At 67.3% G+C, this 18,601-nt stretch carries 14 protein-coding genes; 9 read left to right on the top strand and 5 right to left on the bottom strand.

Going from position 1 to position 18,601, the window contains the following annotated elements; translation table 11 throughout:
• The first annotated feature begins 93 nt into the window (after positions 1–93).
• From sucB to QE394_RS01050, 3 genes are all read left to right on the top strand, one after another.
• On the top strand, positions 94–1,848 hold the full coding sequence (sucB, locus tag QE394_RS01040) for a 2-oxoglutarate dehydrogenase, E2 component, dihydrolipoamide succinyltransferase (RefSeq protein ID WP_349033535.1): 1,755 nt from the start codon (positions 94–96) through the stop codon (positions 1,846–1,848).
• Between the two features lie 165 nt (positions 1,849–2,013).
• Positions 2,014–2,364, top strand: a complete 351-nt coding sequence (locus QE394_RS01045) for a hypothetical protein (protein WP_015936812.1) — start codon at positions 2,014–2,016, stop codon at positions 2,362–2,364.
• 199 nt (positions 2,365–2,563) lie between these two features.
• Positions 2,564–2,992 carry an OsmC family protein gene (locus QE394_RS01050; RefSeq protein ID WP_015936811.1) on the top strand — a complete coding sequence of 143 codons (429 nt, stop codon included), beginning with the start codon at positions 2,564–2,566 and terminating at the stop codon, positions 2,990–2,992.
• A gap of 90 nt (positions 2,993–3,082) precedes the next feature.
• On the opposite strand, the gene QE394_RS01055 is transcribed toward QE394_RS01050, so the two are convergent.
• A complete protein-coding gene (locus tag QE394_RS01055; RefSeq protein ID WP_349033536.1) occupies positions 3,083–6,643 on the bottom strand; it encodes a S41 family peptidase in 3,561 nt (1,186 codons plus the stop codon).
• A 73-nt stretch (positions 6,644–6,716) separates the two neighbouring features.
• On the opposite strand from QE394_RS01055, the gene QE394_RS01060 reads away from it, so the two are divergent.
• A complete protein-coding gene (locus QE394_RS01060) occupies positions 6,717–7,628 on the top strand; it encodes a TIGR01777 family oxidoreductase (protein ID WP_056084777.1) in 912 nt (303 codons plus the stop codon).
• A 47-nt stretch (positions 7,629–7,675) separates the two neighbouring features.
• Here the strand turns inward: QE394_RS01060 and QE394_RS01065 are convergent, their stop codons facing one another.
• Entirely contained in the window at positions 7,676–9,370 is a 1,695-nt protein-coding gene (locus QE394_RS01065; RefSeq protein ID WP_349033537.1) for a serine/threonine-protein kinase, read from the bottom strand.
• 149 nt (positions 9,371–9,519) lie between these two features.
• Between QE394_RS01065 and lipB the strand changes: the two genes are divergently transcribed.
• The 4 genes from lipB (at position 9,520) to QE394_RS01085 (ending at position 12,569) form a co-directional block, all read left to right on the top strand.
• Positions 9,520–10,188 carry a lipoyl(octanoyl) transferase LipB gene (gene lipB / locus QE394_RS01070; protein ID WP_349033538.1) on the top strand — a complete coding sequence of 223 codons (669 nt, stop codon included), beginning with the start codon at positions 9,520–9,522 and terminating at the stop codon, positions 10,186–10,188.
• Entirely contained in the window at positions 10,185–11,204 is a 1,020-nt protein-coding gene (lipA, locus tag QE394_RS01075) for a lipoyl synthase (protein ID WP_349033539.1), read from the top strand. Before lipB ends, lipA begins: the two co-directional genes overlap by 4 nt.
• 86 nt (positions 11,205–11,290) lie before the next feature.
• Positions 11,291–12,043: a DUF4191 domain-containing protein gene (locus tag QE394_RS01080; protein WP_056077429.1), complete on the top strand. Its 753-nt coding sequence runs from the start codon at positions 11,291–11,293 to the stop codon at positions 12,041–12,043.
• Positions 12,044–12,197: 154 nt separating this feature from the next.
• Positions 12,198–12,569, top strand: a complete 372-nt coding sequence (locus QE394_RS01085) for a DUF3817 domain-containing protein (RefSeq protein ID WP_056077432.1) — start codon at positions 12,198–12,200, stop codon at positions 12,567–12,569.
• Between the two features lie 22 nt (positions 12,570–12,591).
• Here the strand turns inward: QE394_RS01085 and QE394_RS01090 are convergent, their stop codons facing one another.
• Positions 12,592–13,029 carry an RDD family protein gene (locus QE394_RS01090; protein WP_056077435.1) on the bottom strand — a complete coding sequence of 146 codons (438 nt, stop codon included), beginning with the start codon at positions 13,027–13,029 and terminating at the stop codon, positions 12,592–12,594.
• A 309-nt stretch (positions 13,030–13,338) separates the two neighbouring features.
• On the opposite strand from QE394_RS01090, the gene glnA reads away from it, so the two are divergent.
• Positions 13,339–14,763, top strand: a complete 1,425-nt coding sequence (glnA, locus tag QE394_RS01095; protein ID WP_015936802.1) for a type I glutamate--ammonia ligase — start codon at positions 13,339–13,341, stop codon at positions 14,761–14,763.
• A gap of 278 nt (positions 14,764–15,041) precedes the next feature.
• Here glnA and QE394_RS01100 read toward each other — a convergent pair whose 3' ends face one another.
• Positions 15,042–15,590, bottom strand: coding sequence for a GNAT family N-acetyltransferase (locus QE394_RS01100; RefSeq protein WP_056077488.1), 549 nt, complete (start codon positions 15,588–15,590; stop codon positions 15,042–15,044).
• Complete coding sequence (locus tag QE394_RS01105; RefSeq protein WP_349033540.1) at positions 15,580–18,594, bottom strand: bifunctional [glutamine synthetase] adenylyltransferase/[glutamine synthetase]-adenylyl-L-tyrosine phosphorylase; 3,015 nt, start codon at positions 18,592–18,594, stop codon at positions 15,580–15,582. Before QE394_RS01105 ends, QE394_RS01100 begins: the two co-directional genes overlap by 11 nt.
• Positions 18,595–18,601 lie beyond the last annotated feature (7 nt).

Below are 18,601 nucleotides of genomic sequence, written 5' to 3' on the forward strand. Positions count from 1 at the left end.
CCGGTGCACCCGGTCCCGCAGACCGGGTGCACTAGGCTTCCAACAAGGCAGCAATCATTCGCACTAAAGATCAATAAGGAGAACGGGGACGACATGTCTGAATCCGTTAACTTGCCCGCCCTCGGTGAGAGTGTCACCGAAGGAACCGTCACCCGCTGGCTGAAGCAGGTAGGTGACCGGGTAGAGGTGGACGAGCCGCTGCTCGAGGTCTCCACCGACAAAGTCGACACCGAAATCCCCTCTCCTGTCGCTGGCGTGATTGAGGAAATCCTGGTCGCCGAAGACGAGACCGCAGAGGTCGGCGCACCGCTGGTCCGCATCGGTGACGGCTCCGGCGGCGGTTCCGCGCCCGCCGAAGAAGCGCCCGCAGCTGCACCGGCGGAAGAGGCGCCCGCGGCTGAACCCGCCCAGGAAGCTCCCGCCGCACCCGCGGAAGAAAAACCGTCCGCTCCAGCCGCCGAAGCACCTGCTGCCGGCAGTGGCGAAAGCCACGACGTCACCCTCCCTGCCCTGGGCGAGAGCGTCACCGAAGGCACGGTCACCCGCTGGCTGAAGGCCGTGGGCGACACCGTTGAGGTCGACGAGCCGCTGCTCGAGGTTTCCACGGACAAGGTCGACACCGAAATCCCGTCCCCCGTTGCAGGCACCCTGCAGGAAATCCGCGTGAACGAGGACGAGACCGCAGAGGTCGGTTCCGTCCTCGCCGTCATCGGCTCGGGCGCTGCGGCAGCACCGGCGGCCGCCCCGGCCGCCCCGGCCGCCCCCGCCCAGGAAGCACCCAAGCAGGAAGCCCCGAAGGCCGCTCCGGCGCAGGAAGCACCGGCAGCAGCGCCTGCACCCGCAGCCGCCCCCGCTCCGGCATCCGCACCTGCACCGCAGGCCGCCCCGGCAGCAGCCGAGGCACCGGCGGCAGGCGGCGAGTCCGGCTACGTCACTCCCCTGGTCCGCAAGCTGGCCAACCAGCACGGCGTGGACATCTCCTCGCTGTCCGGTACCGGCGTCGGCGGCCGCATCCGCAAGCAGGATGTCATTGCCGCCGCCGAGGCCAAGGCCGCACCAGCGGCAGCTCCCGCTGCTGCACCGGCCGCAGCCGCACCGGCAGCCGGCAGCGGCCAGGTTTCCTCGCTGCGAGGCACCACCCAGAAGGCTCCGCGCATCCGCCAGGTCATCGCCCGCCGCATGCGCGAATCCCTCGAGGTGTCCACGCAGCTGACACAGGTCCACGAAGTGGACATGACCAAGGTTGCCAAGCTCCGCCTCAAGGCCAAGAACTCGTTCCAGGCCCAGAACGGCACCAAGCTGACCTTCCTGCCGTTCATTGCCAAGGCCGTGGCCGAGGCCCTCAAGCAGCACCCCAAGCTCAACGCTGCGTACGACGAGGACAAGCAGGAAATCACCTACCACAACGCCGAACATCTGGCGATCGCCGTCGACACCGACAAGGGCCTCCTGGTTCCGGTCATCTCCGACGCCGGCAACCTGAACCTGGCCGGCCTCGCCGGCAAGATCGCCGATGTGGCTTCCCGTACCCGCGACGGCAAGATCGGTCCGGACGAGCTGTCCGGCGGCACGTTCAGCATCACCAACATCGGTTCGGTGGGCGCCCTGTTCGACACCCCGATCATCAACCAGCCGCAGGTGGGCATCCTGGGCACCGGTGCCATCGTCAAGCGCCCCGTAGTGGTTGCTGACGAAAACGGTGACGACTCGATCGCCATCCGCTCCATGATGTACCTGTCGCTGACGTACGACCACCGCCTGGTGGACGGCGCCGACGCGGGCCGGTTCCTCCAGACCCTGAAGGCACGCCTCGAAGAGGGCGCCTTCGAAGCGGACCTGGGCCTCTAAGCCCGGCAAGCAGTCCGCGGCGGCTGTCCGGCTTCCGGTGGTTTTCCACTGGAAGTCCGGCCGGCCGCTGCGGCATTTAAGCGCTACTGCGGCAGGCACGCGCTGCGGAGGGCACGCATCCGCCGGTTACTACAGAGCGTAGAAGAATCCCGATAGACTGATCCCATGAACATCGTTTACAACGTCATGGTCTTCCTGCACATCGTCGGCGCCGCCATGATCGTGGGCATCTGGATCGGGCAGATGAAGAAGCCCACCGTCCACCCGCGCCAGTTCGATGGTGCTGCCCTGCAGCTCCTCACCGGTGTGGCGATGATGGGCCTGATCCCCGCCCTGGACATGGACGCCAACTACGCCAAGCTGGGCATCAAGCTCGTCATTGCACTGGTGGTTGCCGTCCTGGCCTTCATTGGCAGCCGCAAATTCAAGAAGGGCGAACCGGTCTCCATCGGCCTGGCCCACAGCGTGGGCGGCCTGGCACTGCTGAACGTCGCCATCGCGACGCTTTGGCGGTAGCTGCCCCGTACCTCCGCTTGCCACAGACGACGGCGGCGCTCCCCCTGCGCGGGAGCGCCGCCGTCGTGCGTTGTTCAGGCTGGTCACAATCCTCTCTCAGCGGACAACCCGTGCACCGGTGCTGCCAAATCCCTAGGATGGGGAACGGCGGGCTGCGGCGGATGCCGGCGCCCGGATCGAATCAATGTTGAGGAGTGACATGGCTACAACACGCAACGCGCACACGGTATGGACGGGCAGCCTGACTGAGGGCTCCGGCAACACCACCCTGGACAGCTCAGGCCTGGGCACGTTCGATGTCACCTGGAAGGCACGCACCGAAGCGGCCGAGGGCAAGACCAGCCCCGAGGAACTCATCGCAGCCGCACACTCGGCATGTTTCTCGATGGCCTTCAGCCACGAACTCAGCCAGGCCGGTTTCACCCCGGAAGAAGTCAACACCAAGGCGGAGGTGGGCTTCCAGCCGGGCACCGGCATCACCGGCAGCCACCTGACCCTGAATGCCCGCATCCCCGGCATCTCCGAGGAAGACTTCCAGCGCATCGCCGAGGCAGCCAAGAAGGGCTGCCCGGTATCGCAGGCGCTGGCCGGCATCGAGATCAGCCTGGACGCCACGCTCGCTTCCTGACCCGATTAACGCCAAAGGCCCTGTTCCTGCCGGTTCGTCCGGCGGGAACAGGGCCTTTTGCGCTTCGGCTGCAGGCAGCAGCCCGTCAGGTTAGGCCTTGGCCTGGCTCCGCGCCGGGAGCGGCGCAGGACGCAGCCGGCGGTAGCCCTCACGGAGCGGCGGACGGTCCGTGGGCAGCTCCTGGACCATTTCCTTGAGCGCGCCAATGCCGTACTCCAGCTGCGGATCGCGGCCGGCGGCGTAGGCATGCGGCGGGAAGGTCACTTCGATGTCCGGGTCCACGCCATAATTCTCCACGCTCCAGCCGACGCCGCCGCCGAACCAGGTGGCGTAGCGCGGCTGGGTTACGCCGGTTCCGTCAGCCAGGGCGAAGCGGTTGTCGATGCCCACCACGCCGCCCCAGGTGCGCGTTCCGATGACCGGGCCAATTCCCCGCAGCTTGGATACCTGGGTGATGATGTCGCCGTCGGAGCCGGCGAATTCGTCCGCGAGGATGATCACCGGTCCCCTGGGTGCGTGGTGGGGGTAGGTGCGCGGCTTTTCCCCGCGCGGCATGCTCCAGCCGGTCACCTTGCGGCCAATCAGTTCGGCCACCAGCTGCGACGTGTGTCCGCCGCGGTTGCGCCGCACATCCACGATCAGCCCGTCCAGCGCGGTCTCGGTGTCCAGGTCCCGGTGCAGCTGGGCCCAGCCGTTGGCCATCATGTCCGGGATATGCAGGTAGCCGAAGGTGCCGCCGGATGCTTCCCGGACGGTGCGGCGGTTCGAGGCAACCCATTCCTGGTACCGCAGCCGCTCCTCGTCCTTGACGGGAACGACGGCGACGCGGCGCTGGGTGCCGGCGGTATCGCCGTGCCCGGCACCGTTCAGCAGGGTCAGTTCGACGGCGCGGCCCGCAGCACCGACCAGCTGCATGGCCGGTGTGACAGATTCAGCCAGCGGCACGCCGTCGATGGCCAGCAGGATGTCGCCGGCTCTTGCGTCGACCCCGGGACGGTTTAGTGGTGAGGTGGCCAGCGGATCCGAAGACTCGCCGGCGAGGATCCGGGTGATTTCCCAGCCCGACGCGGTATGGGCCAGATCGGCTCCCAGCCGGCCCTGACCGCGGCTCCCGTTCTCCGTCACGGCCGCTGGGCGGACGTAGGCATGCGACGTGCCCAGCTCGCCGTGGAGCTCCCACAGCAGGTCAACGAGGTCGTCATGCGAGCCCAGCCGGTCCACCAGGGGACGGTACCGGTTGCGCATCGAGTCCCAGTCCTGGCCCGCCATGTCTTCGGCCCAGAAGAAGTCCCGCTGCAGGCGCCAGGCCTCGTCGAAAGCCTGCCCCCAGACGCTGACGGGGTTCATCATCACTCGGATGCGCCCCAGGTCCACCTTGACCAGCTTGCCGGATTCCTCATCCGCCTTGGCGTCGGACGGAACCACAGTGACCTGTTTGTCGGCAATGACCACGGCCTTGGTCCGGTCGCCCGAGAGCCGGTAGCTGTCCAGGGACTCCACCAGGGTTTCCTGCTTGCGGCGGCCGAGGTCGTACCGGACCAGGCTGGGACGGGTGTCCTTGTCCTCCTGGCTTGCCTTGCCGTCGCCGGTGACGCCGGAGAGGGCAGCGTCAAGCCACAGAAGCGCGCCCTTGGTTGCCGAGAGACCGGTGTAGTTACCCTGCGGAACCGGAACACCGATGACCCGGTGGGCCAGGCCCTCGGGATCCACGCGGACCGCCGGCGGCCCGTCCTGTGCGTCCGCATCAGCGGCATCGGGCCCAGCGGCGTCTGCACCAACTGCCCCGGGCGCCACATCCGGTCCGAACGGCGATGGCGTACCGGCGGCGAGGGCCACGAGGTAAGGCTTGATGGGGCTGGGGAAGGACAGATCGAAGGAGTGGCCGTCGTAGACGGGGTCGAAGCTGCGGTTGGAGAGGAAGGCCAGGTACTTCCCGTCCGGGGTGAACGCCGGCGACCTGTCGCAGAACCGTCCGTCGGTAACCTCCACGGGATCGGAGCCCGGGGCAGCGATGCTGGCAGCCCGCAGCCGGCTGCGCGAGCCGAAGGAGGTGACAGGCTCGGACCAGACCAGCCAGGCGGAGTCGCCGGACCAGGCGAGGTCGGAGATGGTTCCCTCACCGATGCTGGCCACCCGGGTCAGTTCGCCCGAGGCGGCGTCGGCGAGGTACACGTCGCCGAACGACGTCCCCAGGGCCAGCCACCGTCCGTCGGGGCTCGCCTCAAGGGCACTTACGCGCGACGGCGTCGGAACGGCAATCTGCGCGGCAGCGGGAGCCGAGGCGGGTGCGGCAGGTTTGCCGGTCCCCTCCTCCGCGGCCACCTCCGGTTGCTGTTCGTCGCTGCCACCCGTGCGGGAGTTGGCCGGCACAACAGGCGAAGATTGCGCAGATCCCGCCAGCACCGCGGCGCCGGCCGCAGGCACGGGCTGGGGCAAGGCAACGGCATCCGCCCGCCCGGAGCCTGAACCGGTGTCTGCTTCCACGGGATTGGCTGCCTCCGGCGTGTCGCCGGCGGACGGCGTTGCCGGCACGGCGCCTGCGGGCATGGCCGGGTGGTCGATGGTTGCCACGATGTCCCTGATGTGCAGGGCTTCGATGCCGCCGTGGTCCGCAATGTAGGCGATGCGGCCGTCGCCGAGCGGCCGGGGAAGGCGGCCGCGCACGCCCGGTGTGGCCTCGATGATGCGCGAAGGCCCGTCCTTGTGGCGGAGCCAGTGGATGGTGCCGTGCGCCTCCACCGCGCTGGCTGAACCGGTGGCATCGGGCACTGCGGCACCCAGGTGCTTTGAAGTCTTCAGGAGGGCGGGGCGGCGGGACTGCGAGGCGGACCCGAGGGTGATATCAAGGCGGACGGCCTCGGACCCAAGGTCCTTCAGTACCCACAGTTCACCGGCGGATTCGAAGATGACCCGGCTGCCGTCCGTGGCGGCGTGGCGGACGTAGAAGTCCTCGTGGTCGGTGTGCCGGCGCAGGTCCATGCCGTTGGGAAGGACCGAATAGAGGTTGCCGTAGCCCTCGTGGTCGGAGAGGAAGGCCACCCGGCCACCCACCCACAGGGGATCGGCAAAATTTCCTTCAAGGTCCGGCAGCAGCCGTTCGAATTCGCCGTTGCCGTCAGTATCGATCCACAGCTTCCCTGCCGTGCCGCCGCGGTACCTCTTCCACCAGGCGGGTTCGCGGGACAGCACGCTGGCCACCACGACGGGGCGCTCATCTCCCACTTCCGGGCCGAAGGCCACCGACTCCACGGGACCAAACGGCAGTTCTTCCGCCCAGCCGCCTTCGAGCGGCACGCTGTACGCATGTGTGTGGCGGCTTTCGGCCTGCCGGAACGCGCTGGTCACCACCACGGCGCCGCCGGCGGTGAAGCCCTTGACCCGGGTGGTGCTGTGGCCGAAGTAGGTCAGCTGCCGGTAACCGCCGCCGTCGACGTCCGCCGCGACCACTTCCGGCGCCGTTCCCTGGACCACCGTCCACACCAGCTTCTTGCCGTCCGGGGTGAAGCGCGGGTTGCGGGCGGGCAGCTGGAGCGAGGAGATACGCCACGCGCGGCCCCCGTCCAGTGGCGCAATCCAGACGTCATCCTCGGCCACGAAGGTGACCAGATCGCCGTGAAGATGCGGAAAACGGAAGTAGCTCGAAGAGGTCATCGTTCGATCATAGTCATCCCTTACCCGGCGCCGCGGGACGTGCCTTGGGGCCGGGTCCGTGGTGTGATGGAGCATGCGCATCCTTATGTCCGGGGCCTCGGGAATGATCGGCACGTCCATGTCCGCCACCTTCAGGGAGGCCGGGCATGACGTCGTGTCCCTGGTGCGCCGGGAACCGAAGACGGCCGCCGAAGTCCGCTGGGATCCGGCCGCCGGAGAACTGGATCCCCGGGCACTTGAGGGCGCGGATGCCGTCGTCAATCTTTCCGGTGCCGGAATCGGCGACCGCCCGTGGACGCGCAAGCGGGTTGAAGAGTTGTTCAGTTCGCGGCTCCGGTCTACGGAAACCCTGGTCCGGGCGATGCAGCAGGTGGACAGCCCGCCGCCCACCTTCATCAGCCAATCAGGCTCCGGGTATTACGGCGACGCGGGATACACCGTGCTTCGCGAAGATGCCTCCGCGGGGTCGGGCACCCTGTCCCGCATCTGTGTCGAATGGGAACAGGCCGCTGCCGCCGCCCCGCCAGGCGTGCGGACTGTCACGCCCCGCACCGGCGTTGTCCTCAGCCACTCAGGCGGCGCCTTGGGCAGGCTGCTCCCCCTCTTGCGCCTCGGCATCGGCGGACCGTTCGGGGACGGCCGCCAGTACTGGCCCTGGATTTCCCTGCCGGATGTGTCAAGGGCTTTCCTGTTCCTGCTGGAATCCGACATCCGTGGCCCCGTTAACCTGTGCGCCCCCGAACAGGCTGACGTCAACAGCATCGTGGCCGCACTGGCCCATGCGCTGCACCGGCCTGCTGTCCTGCGGGTCCCGGGCCCGGTGTTGCGCCTGCTGATGCGCGACCTGGCCGAAGAGCTGCTGCTGGCCAGTCAGAGGATGGAGCCTGCCGTGTTGTCGGCGGCCGGTTTCCGCTGGGAACATCCTGGTTTGACGGAGGCGGCCGCCTGGGTTGCCGGCAACGACAAGGCCGCGGACCCGGCCTGACGCTGACCTGGTGAGCCTGGTGCGGGCTGCAGCGGCGGGGCGCGGTTTCAGGAGCCAGGGAGGATCTCGCTGATCCGCCACTTTCCGTCCTCCGCAATGAGGACCAAACGCAGGGGCTGGCCGGGTGCAGCAGCACCTTTTGCGGCAACAGTTCCTGTGGTGTCCTTCTCTTCCCAGGCTGATGTGGCGGCGGTGGCCTGGACAACCGCGCGCGAATCCGTTGGACCCGGTTCGGTCCGGATGTCCGAGAGCGTGCTGATGAAGCCTGAAAGCACCCTGCCCGAAGCTGACAGCCTCTCCGCAGTGAGATGGTCGGCAGCGCCCGCCGGCGACCCGGAGGCGTTGACTTCCGCCAGCAGGTCCACCTGGCCGCTGCGGAAGGCGTGGTCACGCAGCGCCGCAAGGCCACGCAGGGCGTCCGCAGGTTGTGCGGACGCCGCCAGGGCCCTGGCCTCGTCCAGTGCGGCAGGGCCGCCGGCCTGAACCGCAGCAGAGTCTCCGGCAGTGGCGGAAGCTGCCTCTGCCGCAGCCCTGCCATCGCCGGCGGGATCCAGGGTGCCCAGGGCCACTTGGGACAAAGGAGTCAGCCACAGGACCATCGCCGCACCGGCAGCCGCGCCTGCTGCGAGGACGGTCCGGCGCTGGCGAACACCGGTTGGAGTCACACTGCGGTGAGCCCCGTTCCGGTGCCCGCCTGCGTGCTTCCGGGAACGCACAGGGGCACCACCCGTGTCCTTCCGCCGTGCTGGTTCGCCCGTTGCGGCGGGGACCGCCGTCAGCCGCGGCGGCGTGGCCACCCGCCGGCGCAATGTCCCCAACCGTTCCTTCAGCCGGCCCGGTGAGGGCGGCGGCACGTGCCTGCGCGTCAGGAGCTCGGCGATGACGGTGGGATGGACGGCGGCAGAAAGGTCCACCGGCACGGGCGCGGCGCTGCGGTAGACAGCGGTTGCCAAGGCACCGGCGGTGGGACGGAGCCTGCGGTCTTCGCTGAGACCTGCTTCCAGGGCTGCAGCGAGGTCCACAGGTACACCGGGAACCAGGAGCGGCAGCGGTGGCCGGTCTGCCGTGCGTGGGGGCGCGGCACCGGTGAGGCAGAACCATCCGAGGGCCGCCGCCGCATAGACGTCCCTCTCGGGTTGCAGCCCTGCGCGGACCGCATCCACCGGTGCAGGATCCACGAAGCCGGGAGTGCCGTGGCCTGCTCCGCCGGCGGGGTCCCCCAGCATCCGCGCGATTCCCAGGTCCGACAGCATCGGCTTGCCCTGGCCGGTGAACAGCACGTTGCCGGGCGAAACGTCCCCGTGCGTGAATCCTTTCCCGTGGAGATAGGACAGCGCCTGGGCGATGGGAGTCAGTACCGTTACGGTTTCACCGACGCTGAGCCGGCCGCGGGAGCCAAGGAGCTGCCCCAGGGAGCCACCGGACGCGTAGTCCATGATGAGGGCAGTCGGAGCCCGTCCTTCCGCGTCGCCGGGCGGCCCGGGGTGCAGGCTGACGGCGTCGTGGGCCCTGACCAGGTGCTGGTGGTCCAGGACGGAGAGGATCCGGATTTCCCTTCTCACCGCCTCCTCCGACGTCTCTCCCCGGCAGCGTGACTCACCGGAGCCGGGGTGGAAGCACTTTACGGCGTATTTCCTGCCCGTAGCCTGCTCAGCGGCAAGCCAGACGGACGCGCTGCTTCCCCGGCCCAGGAGCCGGTCAACCGCAAAACCCGGGACGTCGGGAGCCTGCAAATCATCCATGTCCCATGTCTAGCGGAATCCGCAGACGGCTGCAGAAGTTATCCACAGCCGGAGCGGCCTTCAGTCACATTGTGGGCGCAGGTGAAGGCCGCTGGTGAGCTTAGACACTAAACCCAGTCCGCGGCGCTGCGGGGTCTAAGCTGGAAGGCATGACTCTTGAGTTTTCAGGGCTGGGTCTTGCCCCGGAGTTCGTTGATTACCAGCACGCCTGGGACCTTCAACGCGAACTTCACGGAAAAGTGGTGGCCGGTGAGGCACCCAGCACCGTGCTCCTGCTGGAGCACGCAGCCGTTTACACCGCAGGCAAGCTGACCGAGGACCACGAACGGCCTTTCGACGGGACTCCCGTGGTGGCCGTGGACCGCGGTGGCAAGCTCACCTGGCATGGTCCGGGCCAGCTCATCGCGTACCCCATCCTGAAACTGAGGAACCGCGCCGGGATCCGTGACTATGTGGAGCGGCTCGAAGCCGTCATGATCGCCGTCATGGCCGATTACGGCATCCGAGCTGAACGCATCAAGGGCCGCGCCGGTGTATGGGTCAAGGCCGACGCCAACGGGCCCGACCGCAAGATCGCCGCCATCGGCATCCGTGTCCTCAACGGCGTGACCATGCACGGTGTCGCCATCAACTGCAGTAACGACCTCGCCCCCTACGGGCAGATCATCGCCTGCGGCATCACCGACGCCGGCGTTACAACCATGTCCCGGGAAACCGGGAAGGACATCCGTCCCGCCGACATCGCCGAACGCTTCGTGGAAGAATTCCGCAAGCACGAAGAAGCACTCGTTTCAAGCCCCGAAGGAGCTCTACTGTGACATTGGCACCCGAAGGCCGGAAGTTGCTGCGGATCGAGCAGCGCAACGCGGCTGTCCCGGTGGAACGCAAACCGGAATGGATCAAGGCCAAAGTCCAGATGGGCCCGGAATTCGTCCAGCTCAAGAACCTGGTCAAAAAAGAAGGCCTGCACACCGTCTGCGAAGAAGCCGGCTGCCCCAACATCTTCGAATGCTGGGAAGACAAGGAAGCCACCTTCCTCATCGGCGGCTCCGAATGCACCCGCCGCTGCGACTTCTGCCAGATCGACACCGGCAAACCCTCCCCCGTGGACAGGTTCGAACCCACCAAAGTGGCCCGCTCCGTCCAATCCATGCAACTGCGCTACGCCACCGTCACCGGCGTGGCCCGCGACGACCTCGAAGACGAAGGCGTCTGGCTCTACGCCGAAACCGTCCGCAAAATCCACGAACTGAACCCCGGCACCGGCGTCGAACTCCTCATCCCCGACTTCTCCGGCAACCCCAGCCACATCAAGGCGATCTGCGACTCCACACCCGAGGTCTTCGCCCACAACGTCGAAACCGTCCCCCGGATCTTCAAGCGCATCCGCCCCGCATTCCGCTACGAACGCTCCCTCGACGTCATCACCCAGGGCCGGAACCTGGGCATGGTCACCAAATCCAACCTCATCCTCGGCATGGGCGAAACCCGCGAAGAAATCTCCGAAGCCCTCCGCGACCTCCACCAGGCCGGCTGCGACCTGATCACCATCACCCAATACCTCCGCCCCTCCGAACGCCACCTCCCCGTAGACAGGTGGGTCAAACCCCAGGAATTCGTCGACCTCCAGCACGAAGCCGAAGAGATCGGCTTCCTCGGCGTCATGTCCGGCCCCCTGGTCCGCTCCTCCTACCGCGCCGGCCGCCTCTGGGCCACCGCCATGCGCAAAAAAGGCCGCGACATCCCCGCCGAACTCGCCCACATCGCCGACGGCATCCAGGACTCCGGCACCACCCGCCAGGAAGCCAGCACCCTCCTGGCCGCCCGTTCCTGACCCGGCAGCCACAGCCGCCCAGGGCCGGACACCGGATCTTTCCGGCGTCCGGCCCTTCGGCTTTGGTCACGTAGAATTGAGGCACTATGGCGAAATCCCCTGACTCCAGCAACTCCACCCCGGCGGACTCCAGCGCGGCAAAGCGCGGCCTGTTCTCCCGCAAGCCGAAAGAGGCGAAGGTCAAAAAGCCCAGCCGCCTCAAGCAGATCGGCGAGGTCTTCAACATGACCCGCCGCCACGACCCCATGGTCCCGTGGCTGATGCTGCTGGTCTTCCTGGGCGTTGTGGCCGTCAGCTTCCTGGTGGGCTACTGGCTTGAAAACTGGATCACCGGCCTGATCATCGGCATTCCGCTGGGCCTGCTCGGCGCCACGCTGATCCTGTCCCGGCGCGCGGAACGGGCGGCCTTCGCCCAGATCGAAAACCAGCCCGGGGCTTCAGGCGCCGCACTGGGTACCCTCCGCCGCGGCTGGATCACTGAGGAACAGCCCGTCGCCGTCAACCCGCGCACGCAGGATGCCGTCTTTCGCGCCATCGGCCGTCCCGGCGTCGTACTGGTCAGCGAAGGCCCCACGCTCCGGGTGAAGCCGCTGCTCGACGCCGAGCGCAAGCGCCTTGCCAGGATCCTGCCCAACGTGACGGTGCACGTCATCGAAAGCGGCCGCGGCGAGGGCCAGGTGCCCATCAGCCAGGTGGCAAAGAAGATGGGCAAGCTGAAGAAGGAACTGACCAAGCTTGAAGTGAATGCCGTTTCCAAGCGGATCGCATCCCTGGGGAACCGGCTGCCCATCCCCAAGGGCATCGACCCCTACAAAGCCCGCCCCAACCGCGGACGCTAGGCCTAAACAGCGCCCCGGCCACCGGATCCCTCCGGCAGCCGGGGCGTTTTTCTTGAACAGGCCGTTTCCGTAGGCCAGCAAAATACCCCGCCCAAGCAGTTAACGGCGCCCCGCCAACCAACGATGACGACCGCCTTACAGGACAGGACAACCCATGCCCCTTCGCAACGTGGCCATCCGCGCTTTCCGTATCCTCGCCGTCGCCGAAGCTTTCAGCTGGGCAGCCCTGCTGATCGGTATGTACTTCAAATGGATTGCCGGCACCACCGAGACCGGTGTGCAGGTGGCCGGACCTATCCATGGAGCTCTGTTTGTTGGCTACGGCGTGGCGGCCCTGGTGCTCTGGCGCCTGCAGCGCTGGCCGTTCACCGTGGCGCTTTTTGCCGGACTCTCAGCGGTCTTCCCGTTCGCCACCATTCTCTTCGAACGCTGGGCCGATAAGCGCGGTTTGCTGGCTGCCGCCGACGCCGTCGCACCGGCCCCGGAAACCAGCCGGTCCAAGGTGTCGGAAGAAAGCCAGGCCTAGCGCCAGCCCCCACCCGCGTCTGCTAGCGGCGGATCAGCAGTGTGTTCATCGCTTTGTCGTGCAGGCCGCGCTGGTCGGGATCAAAGATCACGGCCGGGATCACCAGGCACAGCAGTACGGCCCGCACCAAGGCGGCCAACGGCCCGGGCGTCCCGCCGCCGGGGCGCACCACCGAAATACCCACCACGCGGTGGCCGATGCTGTATCCGAGCGTGCCCACCAGGAGGATCTGCTCAAGGGCGAAGATTCCCAAGGTTGCCCATGCGTCGCCGGCGAAGGCGAAGTTGCTGATCAGCAGGGCGATGCCCCAGTCGATCATGATGGCAACGATCCGCCGGCCCGCCCGGGCAATGGACCCCGGCCCCGATTCGGGCAAGCCCAGGCGCTCACCGGGGTACTTGGAAATGCCGGACGTGTCCGGCCCGGTGAGCCAGGAGCCAAGGTCTTTGCGATCTACCACCGTTCAAGTTTACCGGGCTCGACCCCACGCGCCGGCCCGGTGTACGGCGCCCACATCGCGGATGGGGTTAGACCACAGTGTGGACACCCGATAGCGTGGTCATAACAGGGCATTCTGTAACCTGCCCGAAACAATGTGGACACGGACGGGAAATGCCGCGTCCATAGGCTGTTAGCAGTTTCAAGCAATCTCCCCGGCAGGTATCTGCGGCAGGGCCACAGCAGGGAAAACCTTGCGTCTTCCCTGCTTTCGGATTGCGCTGGATCATATGGCTGAGGCCAGATATTTACATATGCGTTAGGAGCATAGATGTTCAAGACTGCGGACGAAGTCCTCAAGTTCATCAAGGACGAAGATGTAAAGTTCGTCGATATCCGCTTCACCGACCTTCCCGGCGTCCAGCAGCACTTCAACGTTCCGGCTAAGAGCGTTGATGCTGACTTCTTCGTCAACGGCCAGCTCTTCGACGGTTCTTCCATCCGTGGCTTCCAGGGCATCGCCGAATCGGACATGCAGCTGATCCCCGATGTGACCACCGCGTTCCTGGACACCTTCCGCATGGAAAAGACCCTCGCGCTGAACTTCTCCATCGTGAACCCGCGCACCGGCGATCCCTACCACCGGGACCCCCGCGGCGTGGCCGAGAAGGCCGAGGCATACCTGGCTTCCACCGGCATCGCCGACACCGCGTTCTTCGCTCCCGAGGCCGAGTTCTTCGTCTTCGACAACGTCCAGTACCAGTCCTCCCCGCAGGGCAGCTTCTACAAGATCGACTCCGAAGAAGCGCACTGGAACACCGGCCGTGAGGAAGAGGGTGGAAACCTCGGTTACAAGACCCCCGTCAAGGGCGGCTACTTCCCGGTTTCCCCCACGGACAAGCAGGCCGACCTGCGCGACGCCATGTGTGTTGCCCTGGATGAGGCAGGCCTTGAGGTCGAGCGCAGCCACCACGAAGTTGGATCCGCCGGCCAGGCCGAGATCAACTACAAGTTCACTACCCTGACCCACGCTGCCGATGACCTGCAGAAGTTCAAGTACGTCATCAAGAACACCGCTGACGCCTGGGGCAAGTCGGTCACCTTCATGCCGAAGCCGGTCTTCGGTGACAACGGCTCGGGCATGCACTGCCACCAGTCGCTGTGGAGCAACGGCGATCCGCTGTTCTACGACGAGAAGGGCTACGCCGGCCTGTCCGACACTGCCCGCTGGTACATCGGCGGCCTGCTGAAGCACGCCGACGCCGTCCTGGCCTTCACCAACCCGACGGTCAACTCCTACCGCCGCCTGGTCAAGGGCTTCGAAGCTCCGGTCAACATGGTGTACTCGCAGGGCAACCGCTCCGCCGGTATCCGCATCCCGATCACCGGTTCCAACCCGAAGGCCAAGCGCATCGAATTCCGCGCTCCGGACCCCTCCTCGAACCCGTACCTGGCGTTCGCTGCCCAGCTGATGGCCGGCATTGACGGCATCCGCAACCGCATCGAGCCCCCGGCACCGATCGACAAGGACCTCTACGAACTGCCCGCCGAGGAAGCCAAGGACATCCCCAAGGCTCCGGGCACCCTGGAAGAAGCCCTGGAAGCACTGCGCGAGGACAACGAGTTCCTGCAGGCCGGCGGCGTCTTCACCCAGGACCTGATTGACACCTGGATCGAGTACAAGTACGAGAACGAGATCCGCCCGCTGTCCCTGCGCCCGAACCCCTACGAGTTCGAGCTCTATTACGGCGTCTAGTCTCCACTCCGCCTGGCAGTACCGCCAGGCCCGCTGAGACAGCAAAAGGCGGCCACCGGTGATCCGGTGGCCGCCTTTCGCGTTCCCGGGCCGAATGCCCGGAGTGGTTAAAAGGTGGAGGCCCGGCTCCAGACGTGCTGAGACCGGGAGCCAGGCCTCCTGACGAATGCCCCCCGAGACGAAGACTGTTCGAGCCTTCCCCCCAACAAGGTTGAAGAACACCGCCATTCCACATCATCGAATAAACGGTTTCCCAACGCAATAACGGCCCGCGGGTGTTACCTCATTGTGGCCTGGGCGAACGGCATGAACAGGGTCCGCTGCGGCCCCGCAGATCCACCGGTGTACCGGCCGTGGTCCACGAAGCCGGCCTTCAGGTATGCGGCCAGCCCCGGGCCATTGGCCTCGTTGACGGAGAGTACGACGCCGGAAGCACCCGTTGGGTGCCGGCGCTCGAGTTTTCCTGCCGCCACCACGGCGGCGGCAGCTCCCAGCGTTCCCAGGCCTTTGCCCTGGTGGCGCCGGTCCACAAGGAATCCCCGTAGCAGCCAGGCGGAGCCGTCCTCCGGCCAGCCGGCCAGGGTGGCTGCTCCTGACTGCAGGGTGAGCACGCCTATGGCCCGCCCGCCGGCCTCCATCACGAAGGGGTGCCGCCCCTCTTCGGCCAGGCCCGTGAGGGCCATCCGCAGAGGATCACCCACGAATCTCTCCTGGCCGGGCCCGAGCTGGAGCCTTGCCACAGCGTCCAGCTGGATTGCCTGGGCGTCCGCATCCAGGTCCCGCAGCGGGATGATCCAAACTGACCCGAAGAATCCGTCAGTGCCCATAGAAAATGCGCTCAAAGACTCCACGTGCACGCCGGCTGACCCGCAGGTAGTCCTCCTCCAGGGCTGCGGCGTGGCCGGGCTCGTAGCCGCACCACCGGGCCACCGCTTCCAGGTCGCGCCGGGATGAGGGCAGAAGGTCGGAGGCCTTGCCGTTCCAGATGACGTTCGCGGACCTGATCCTGCTGGCGAGCCGCCAGGCCTGCGCCAGCGTCCCGGCGTCGTCCCGGGACAGCAGCCCAAGCGCAGCCGCGGCCTCCAGCGCCGGAAGGGTGGACGTGGTCCGCAGCTCCGGGTGTTCTCCGGCGTGCTGGAGCTGGAGCAGCTGGACAAGCCATTCGACGTCGCTCAGGCCGCCGCGGCCCAGCTTCAGGTGCCCCCGGGCGGGATCGGCGCCGCGGGGCAGCCGTTCCGACTCCACCCGGGCCTTGACCCTGCGGATCTCCCGGATGTCCTGCCCCGCGACGGACTCGGGATAGCGAATGGGGTCGATCAGGGCCAGGAAGTCGGCGGCGAGGCCGTCGTCACCGGCCATTGGACGGGCGCGGAGCAGCGCCTGGGCTTCCCAGATCAGTGACCACCGCCGGTAGTACTCGGCGAAGGATTCCAGGGAGCGGACCATGGCCCCGTTCTTGCCTTCCGGCCGAAGGTCAGCGTCCATCTGCAGGACGCGTTCGGCCATAATGGCCGGCTTCAACGGCTGGGTCAGCAGGCTGGACACCTTGGCGACGATCCTCCCCGCCTGTTCCTGGGCCTCAGCCTCGGAAAAGCCCGGCAGGGCCCGGTGGACGTACATGACATCGGCGTCGGAGCCGTACCCGATTTCCCGCCCGCCCTGCCGGCCCATGGCAACCACCAGCACCGCGGTTTTCAGGGGGCCACCGGCGGACACGATCCCCTCGGCCACGCGCAGGGCACCCAGGACGGCGGCCCGGTCCGTATCCGCGAGGGCAGAGCCCACCTGGTCCTGGTCCAGCAGCCCGGCCGAATCAGCCACGGCGATGCGGAGGATTTCCCTCCGGCGGATGAGCCGGATCAGGCGCATGGCGCTTTCCGGATCCGAGTGCCGTGACATCTTGGACGTAATTTCCTGCCACTGCGCCTCGAAGGACACCGGAACAAGGTCCTTGTCCTGCCCCAGCCAGGCAACCGATTCCGGGGACACTTCCAACAGGTCGGCAATCAGCCGCGAGTTGGAAAGCATGTGGCAGAGCCGTTCGGCGGCGGCGTTCGAGTCGCGGAGCAGGCCAAGGTACCAGTGGGTGGTTCCCAGGGCCTCGCTGACCCGGCGGAAGGCCAGCAGGCCGGCGTCGGGATCCACCCCCTCGGCGAGCCAGTCGAGGAGGATGGGTAGCAGTTGGCGCTGCAGGGCAGCACGCCGGCTGACACCGGCCGTCAGGGCTTCGATGTGCCGCATGGCGCCCTGCGGGTCACTGTATCCCAGCGCCGCCAACCGGGCCTGCGCTGCCTCAGGGGTGAGCCTGGCATCCTCACTGCTGAGTTTGGCCGCCGTGTTGAGCAGTGGCCTGTAGAAGATCCGTTCATGCAGTTCCCGGACGGACCGTTTGGTCTTTTGCCAGGCGGCCAGCAGGGCATCGGGGTGCGGCCGCTCATTGGAGAACGGGCCAAGAACCGCCTTCGCCAGGGCACGCAATGCCGGTTCGGCCACCGGCATCAGGTGGGTGCGGCGCAGCTGGAACAGCTGGATCCGGTGCTCCAGGAGCCGAAGGTACCGGTAGGCGTTGTCGAAGGCTGCGGCGTCCGTGCGTCCGATGTAGCCGCCCGCCGACAGTGCCGCAATCGCCGACGTGGTGTCCCGGCGTCGTAATGTCTCATCCGCCTTGCCGTGGACCAGCTGCAGCAACTGGACGGTGAACTCCACATCGCGCAGGCCGCCGCGGCCCAACTTGATCTGCCGCTGCTCCTCGGCAGCGGGGATGTGCTCGGTCACCCGGCGGCGCATGGCCTGCACCGACTCGACGAACCCGTCGCGGCTGGCGGAATTCCAGATCAGCGGGGCCACCGCTTCCTCATACCGGCGGCCCAGCCGGGCATCCCCTGCGATGGTGCGCGCCTTCAGCAGCGCCTGGAACTCCCAGCTTTCAGCCCAGCGGGCATAGTAGGCCTCGTGGGAAGCCAAGGTGCGAACCAGCGGCCCGGACTTGCCCTCCGGCCTCAGGTTCGCGTCGACCTCCCAGAGGCCGGGTTCGCGGGCCACGGAGGAGATGGCGCGGGAGATCCCGCTGGCCAGCGCTGTTCCGATGGTGTTGGCTTGCGCGTCCTCCAGCTGCCCGGCATCAATGACGTAGATGACGTCGACGTCGGAGATGTAGTTCAGCTCGCGGGCGCCGCATTTGCCCATCCCGATGACCGCCAAACCCACGTCGGCGACGTCGGCGGCGTCGAACTGTTCTGCCGCCTCGGCCCGCGACACGGCAAGGCCGGCTTCGATGGCCGCGCCGGCGAGGTCGGCCAACTCGCCTCCCACGGAGGGCAGGAAGTCCAGCGGGTCCGCTGCGCAGAGATCCTTGATGGCCAGGTCCACCACTCCCCTGCGGTACGCCGTGCGCAGGGCAGCGTACGCGTCAGGACCGGTGGTCGACGCCACCGGCCGTGATGCGCGCGGGTCGGCGCCCACGGCCTGCAGCAGTGTGGCCCGCAGGTCCGCGGGATCGGCCGGCAAGGGCTCCGGGCTGGTCCGGACGTCGAAAGCCGCCAGGTGCTCCGGGTGCCTGATGAGGAACTCGCCCAGCGCCTCGGAAGCGCCGAGCACCCGGTACAGCGGCTCGCTGGTCTCAAGGTCAGCTCCCGCGGTGGCCCGCAGGTCCGGATATTTCTCGATCAACCTGACCAGGGACTGCAGCGCGGCGTCAGGACTCGCCGCAATGTGCAGCCCGGCAAACAGCCGGTCCTGGTCCAGCCCCTCCAGCTCACGGGCCCCCAGGAAGCGTTCGCCTTTGTCCAGGTCGCTGAAACCGGCCGCGATGAGGCGGCGTGCCAGGCTCACGCCCGCC

Source organism: Pseudarthrobacter sp. SORGH_AS 212, assembly GCF_030818145.1.
In the GTDB taxonomy this organism is placed as follows: domain Bacteria; phylum Actinomycetota; class Actinomycetes; order Actinomycetales; family Micrococcaceae; genus Arthrobacter.

Excerpts from the sequence above, each read along its gene's own strand:
- QE394_RS01045 (WP_015936812.1), top strand. The coding sequence starts at position 2,014 with ATGAACATCGTTTACAACGTCATGGTCTTCCTGCACATCGTCGGCGCC.
- lipB (WP_349033538.1), top strand. The coding sequence starts at position 9,520 with ATGACTCTTGAGTTTTCAGGGCTGGGTCTTGCCCCGGAGTTCGTTGAT.
- QE394_RS01055 (WP_349033536.1), bottom strand. The coding sequence starts at position 6,643 with ATGACCTCTTCGAGCTACTTCCGTTTTCCGCATCTTCACGGCGATCTG.
- glnA (WP_015936802.1), top strand. The coding sequence starts at position 13,339 with ATGTTCAAGACTGCGGACGAAGTCCTCAAGTTCATCAAGGACGAAGAT.
- QE394_RS01085 (WP_056077432.1), top strand. The coding sequence starts at position 12,198 with ATGCCCCTTCGCAACGTGGCCATCCGCGCTTTCCGTATCCTCGCCGTC.
- QE394_RS01065 (WP_349033537.1), bottom strand. The coding sequence starts at position 9,370 with ATGGATGATTTGCAGGCTCCCGACGTCCCGGGTTTTGCGGTTGACCGG.
- QE394_RS01080 (WP_056077429.1), top strand. The coding sequence starts at position 11,291 with ATGGCGAAATCCCCTGACTCCAGCAACTCCACCCCGGCGGACTCCAGC.
- sucB (WP_349033535.1), top strand. The coding sequence starts at position 94 with ATGTCTGAATCCGTTAACTTGCCCGCCCTCGGTGAGAGTGTCACCGAA.
- QE394_RS01100 (WP_056077488.1), bottom strand. The coding sequence starts at position 15,590 with ATGGGCACTGACGGATTCTTCGGGTCAGTTTGGATCATCCCGCTGCGG.
- QE394_RS01060 (WP_056084777.1), top strand. The coding sequence starts at position 6,717 with ATGCGCATCCTTATGTCCGGGGCCTCGGGAATGATCGGCACGTCCATG.
- QE394_RS01050 (WP_015936811.1), top strand. The coding sequence starts at position 2,564 with ATGGCTACAACACGCAACGCGCACACGGTATGGACGGGCAGCCTGACT.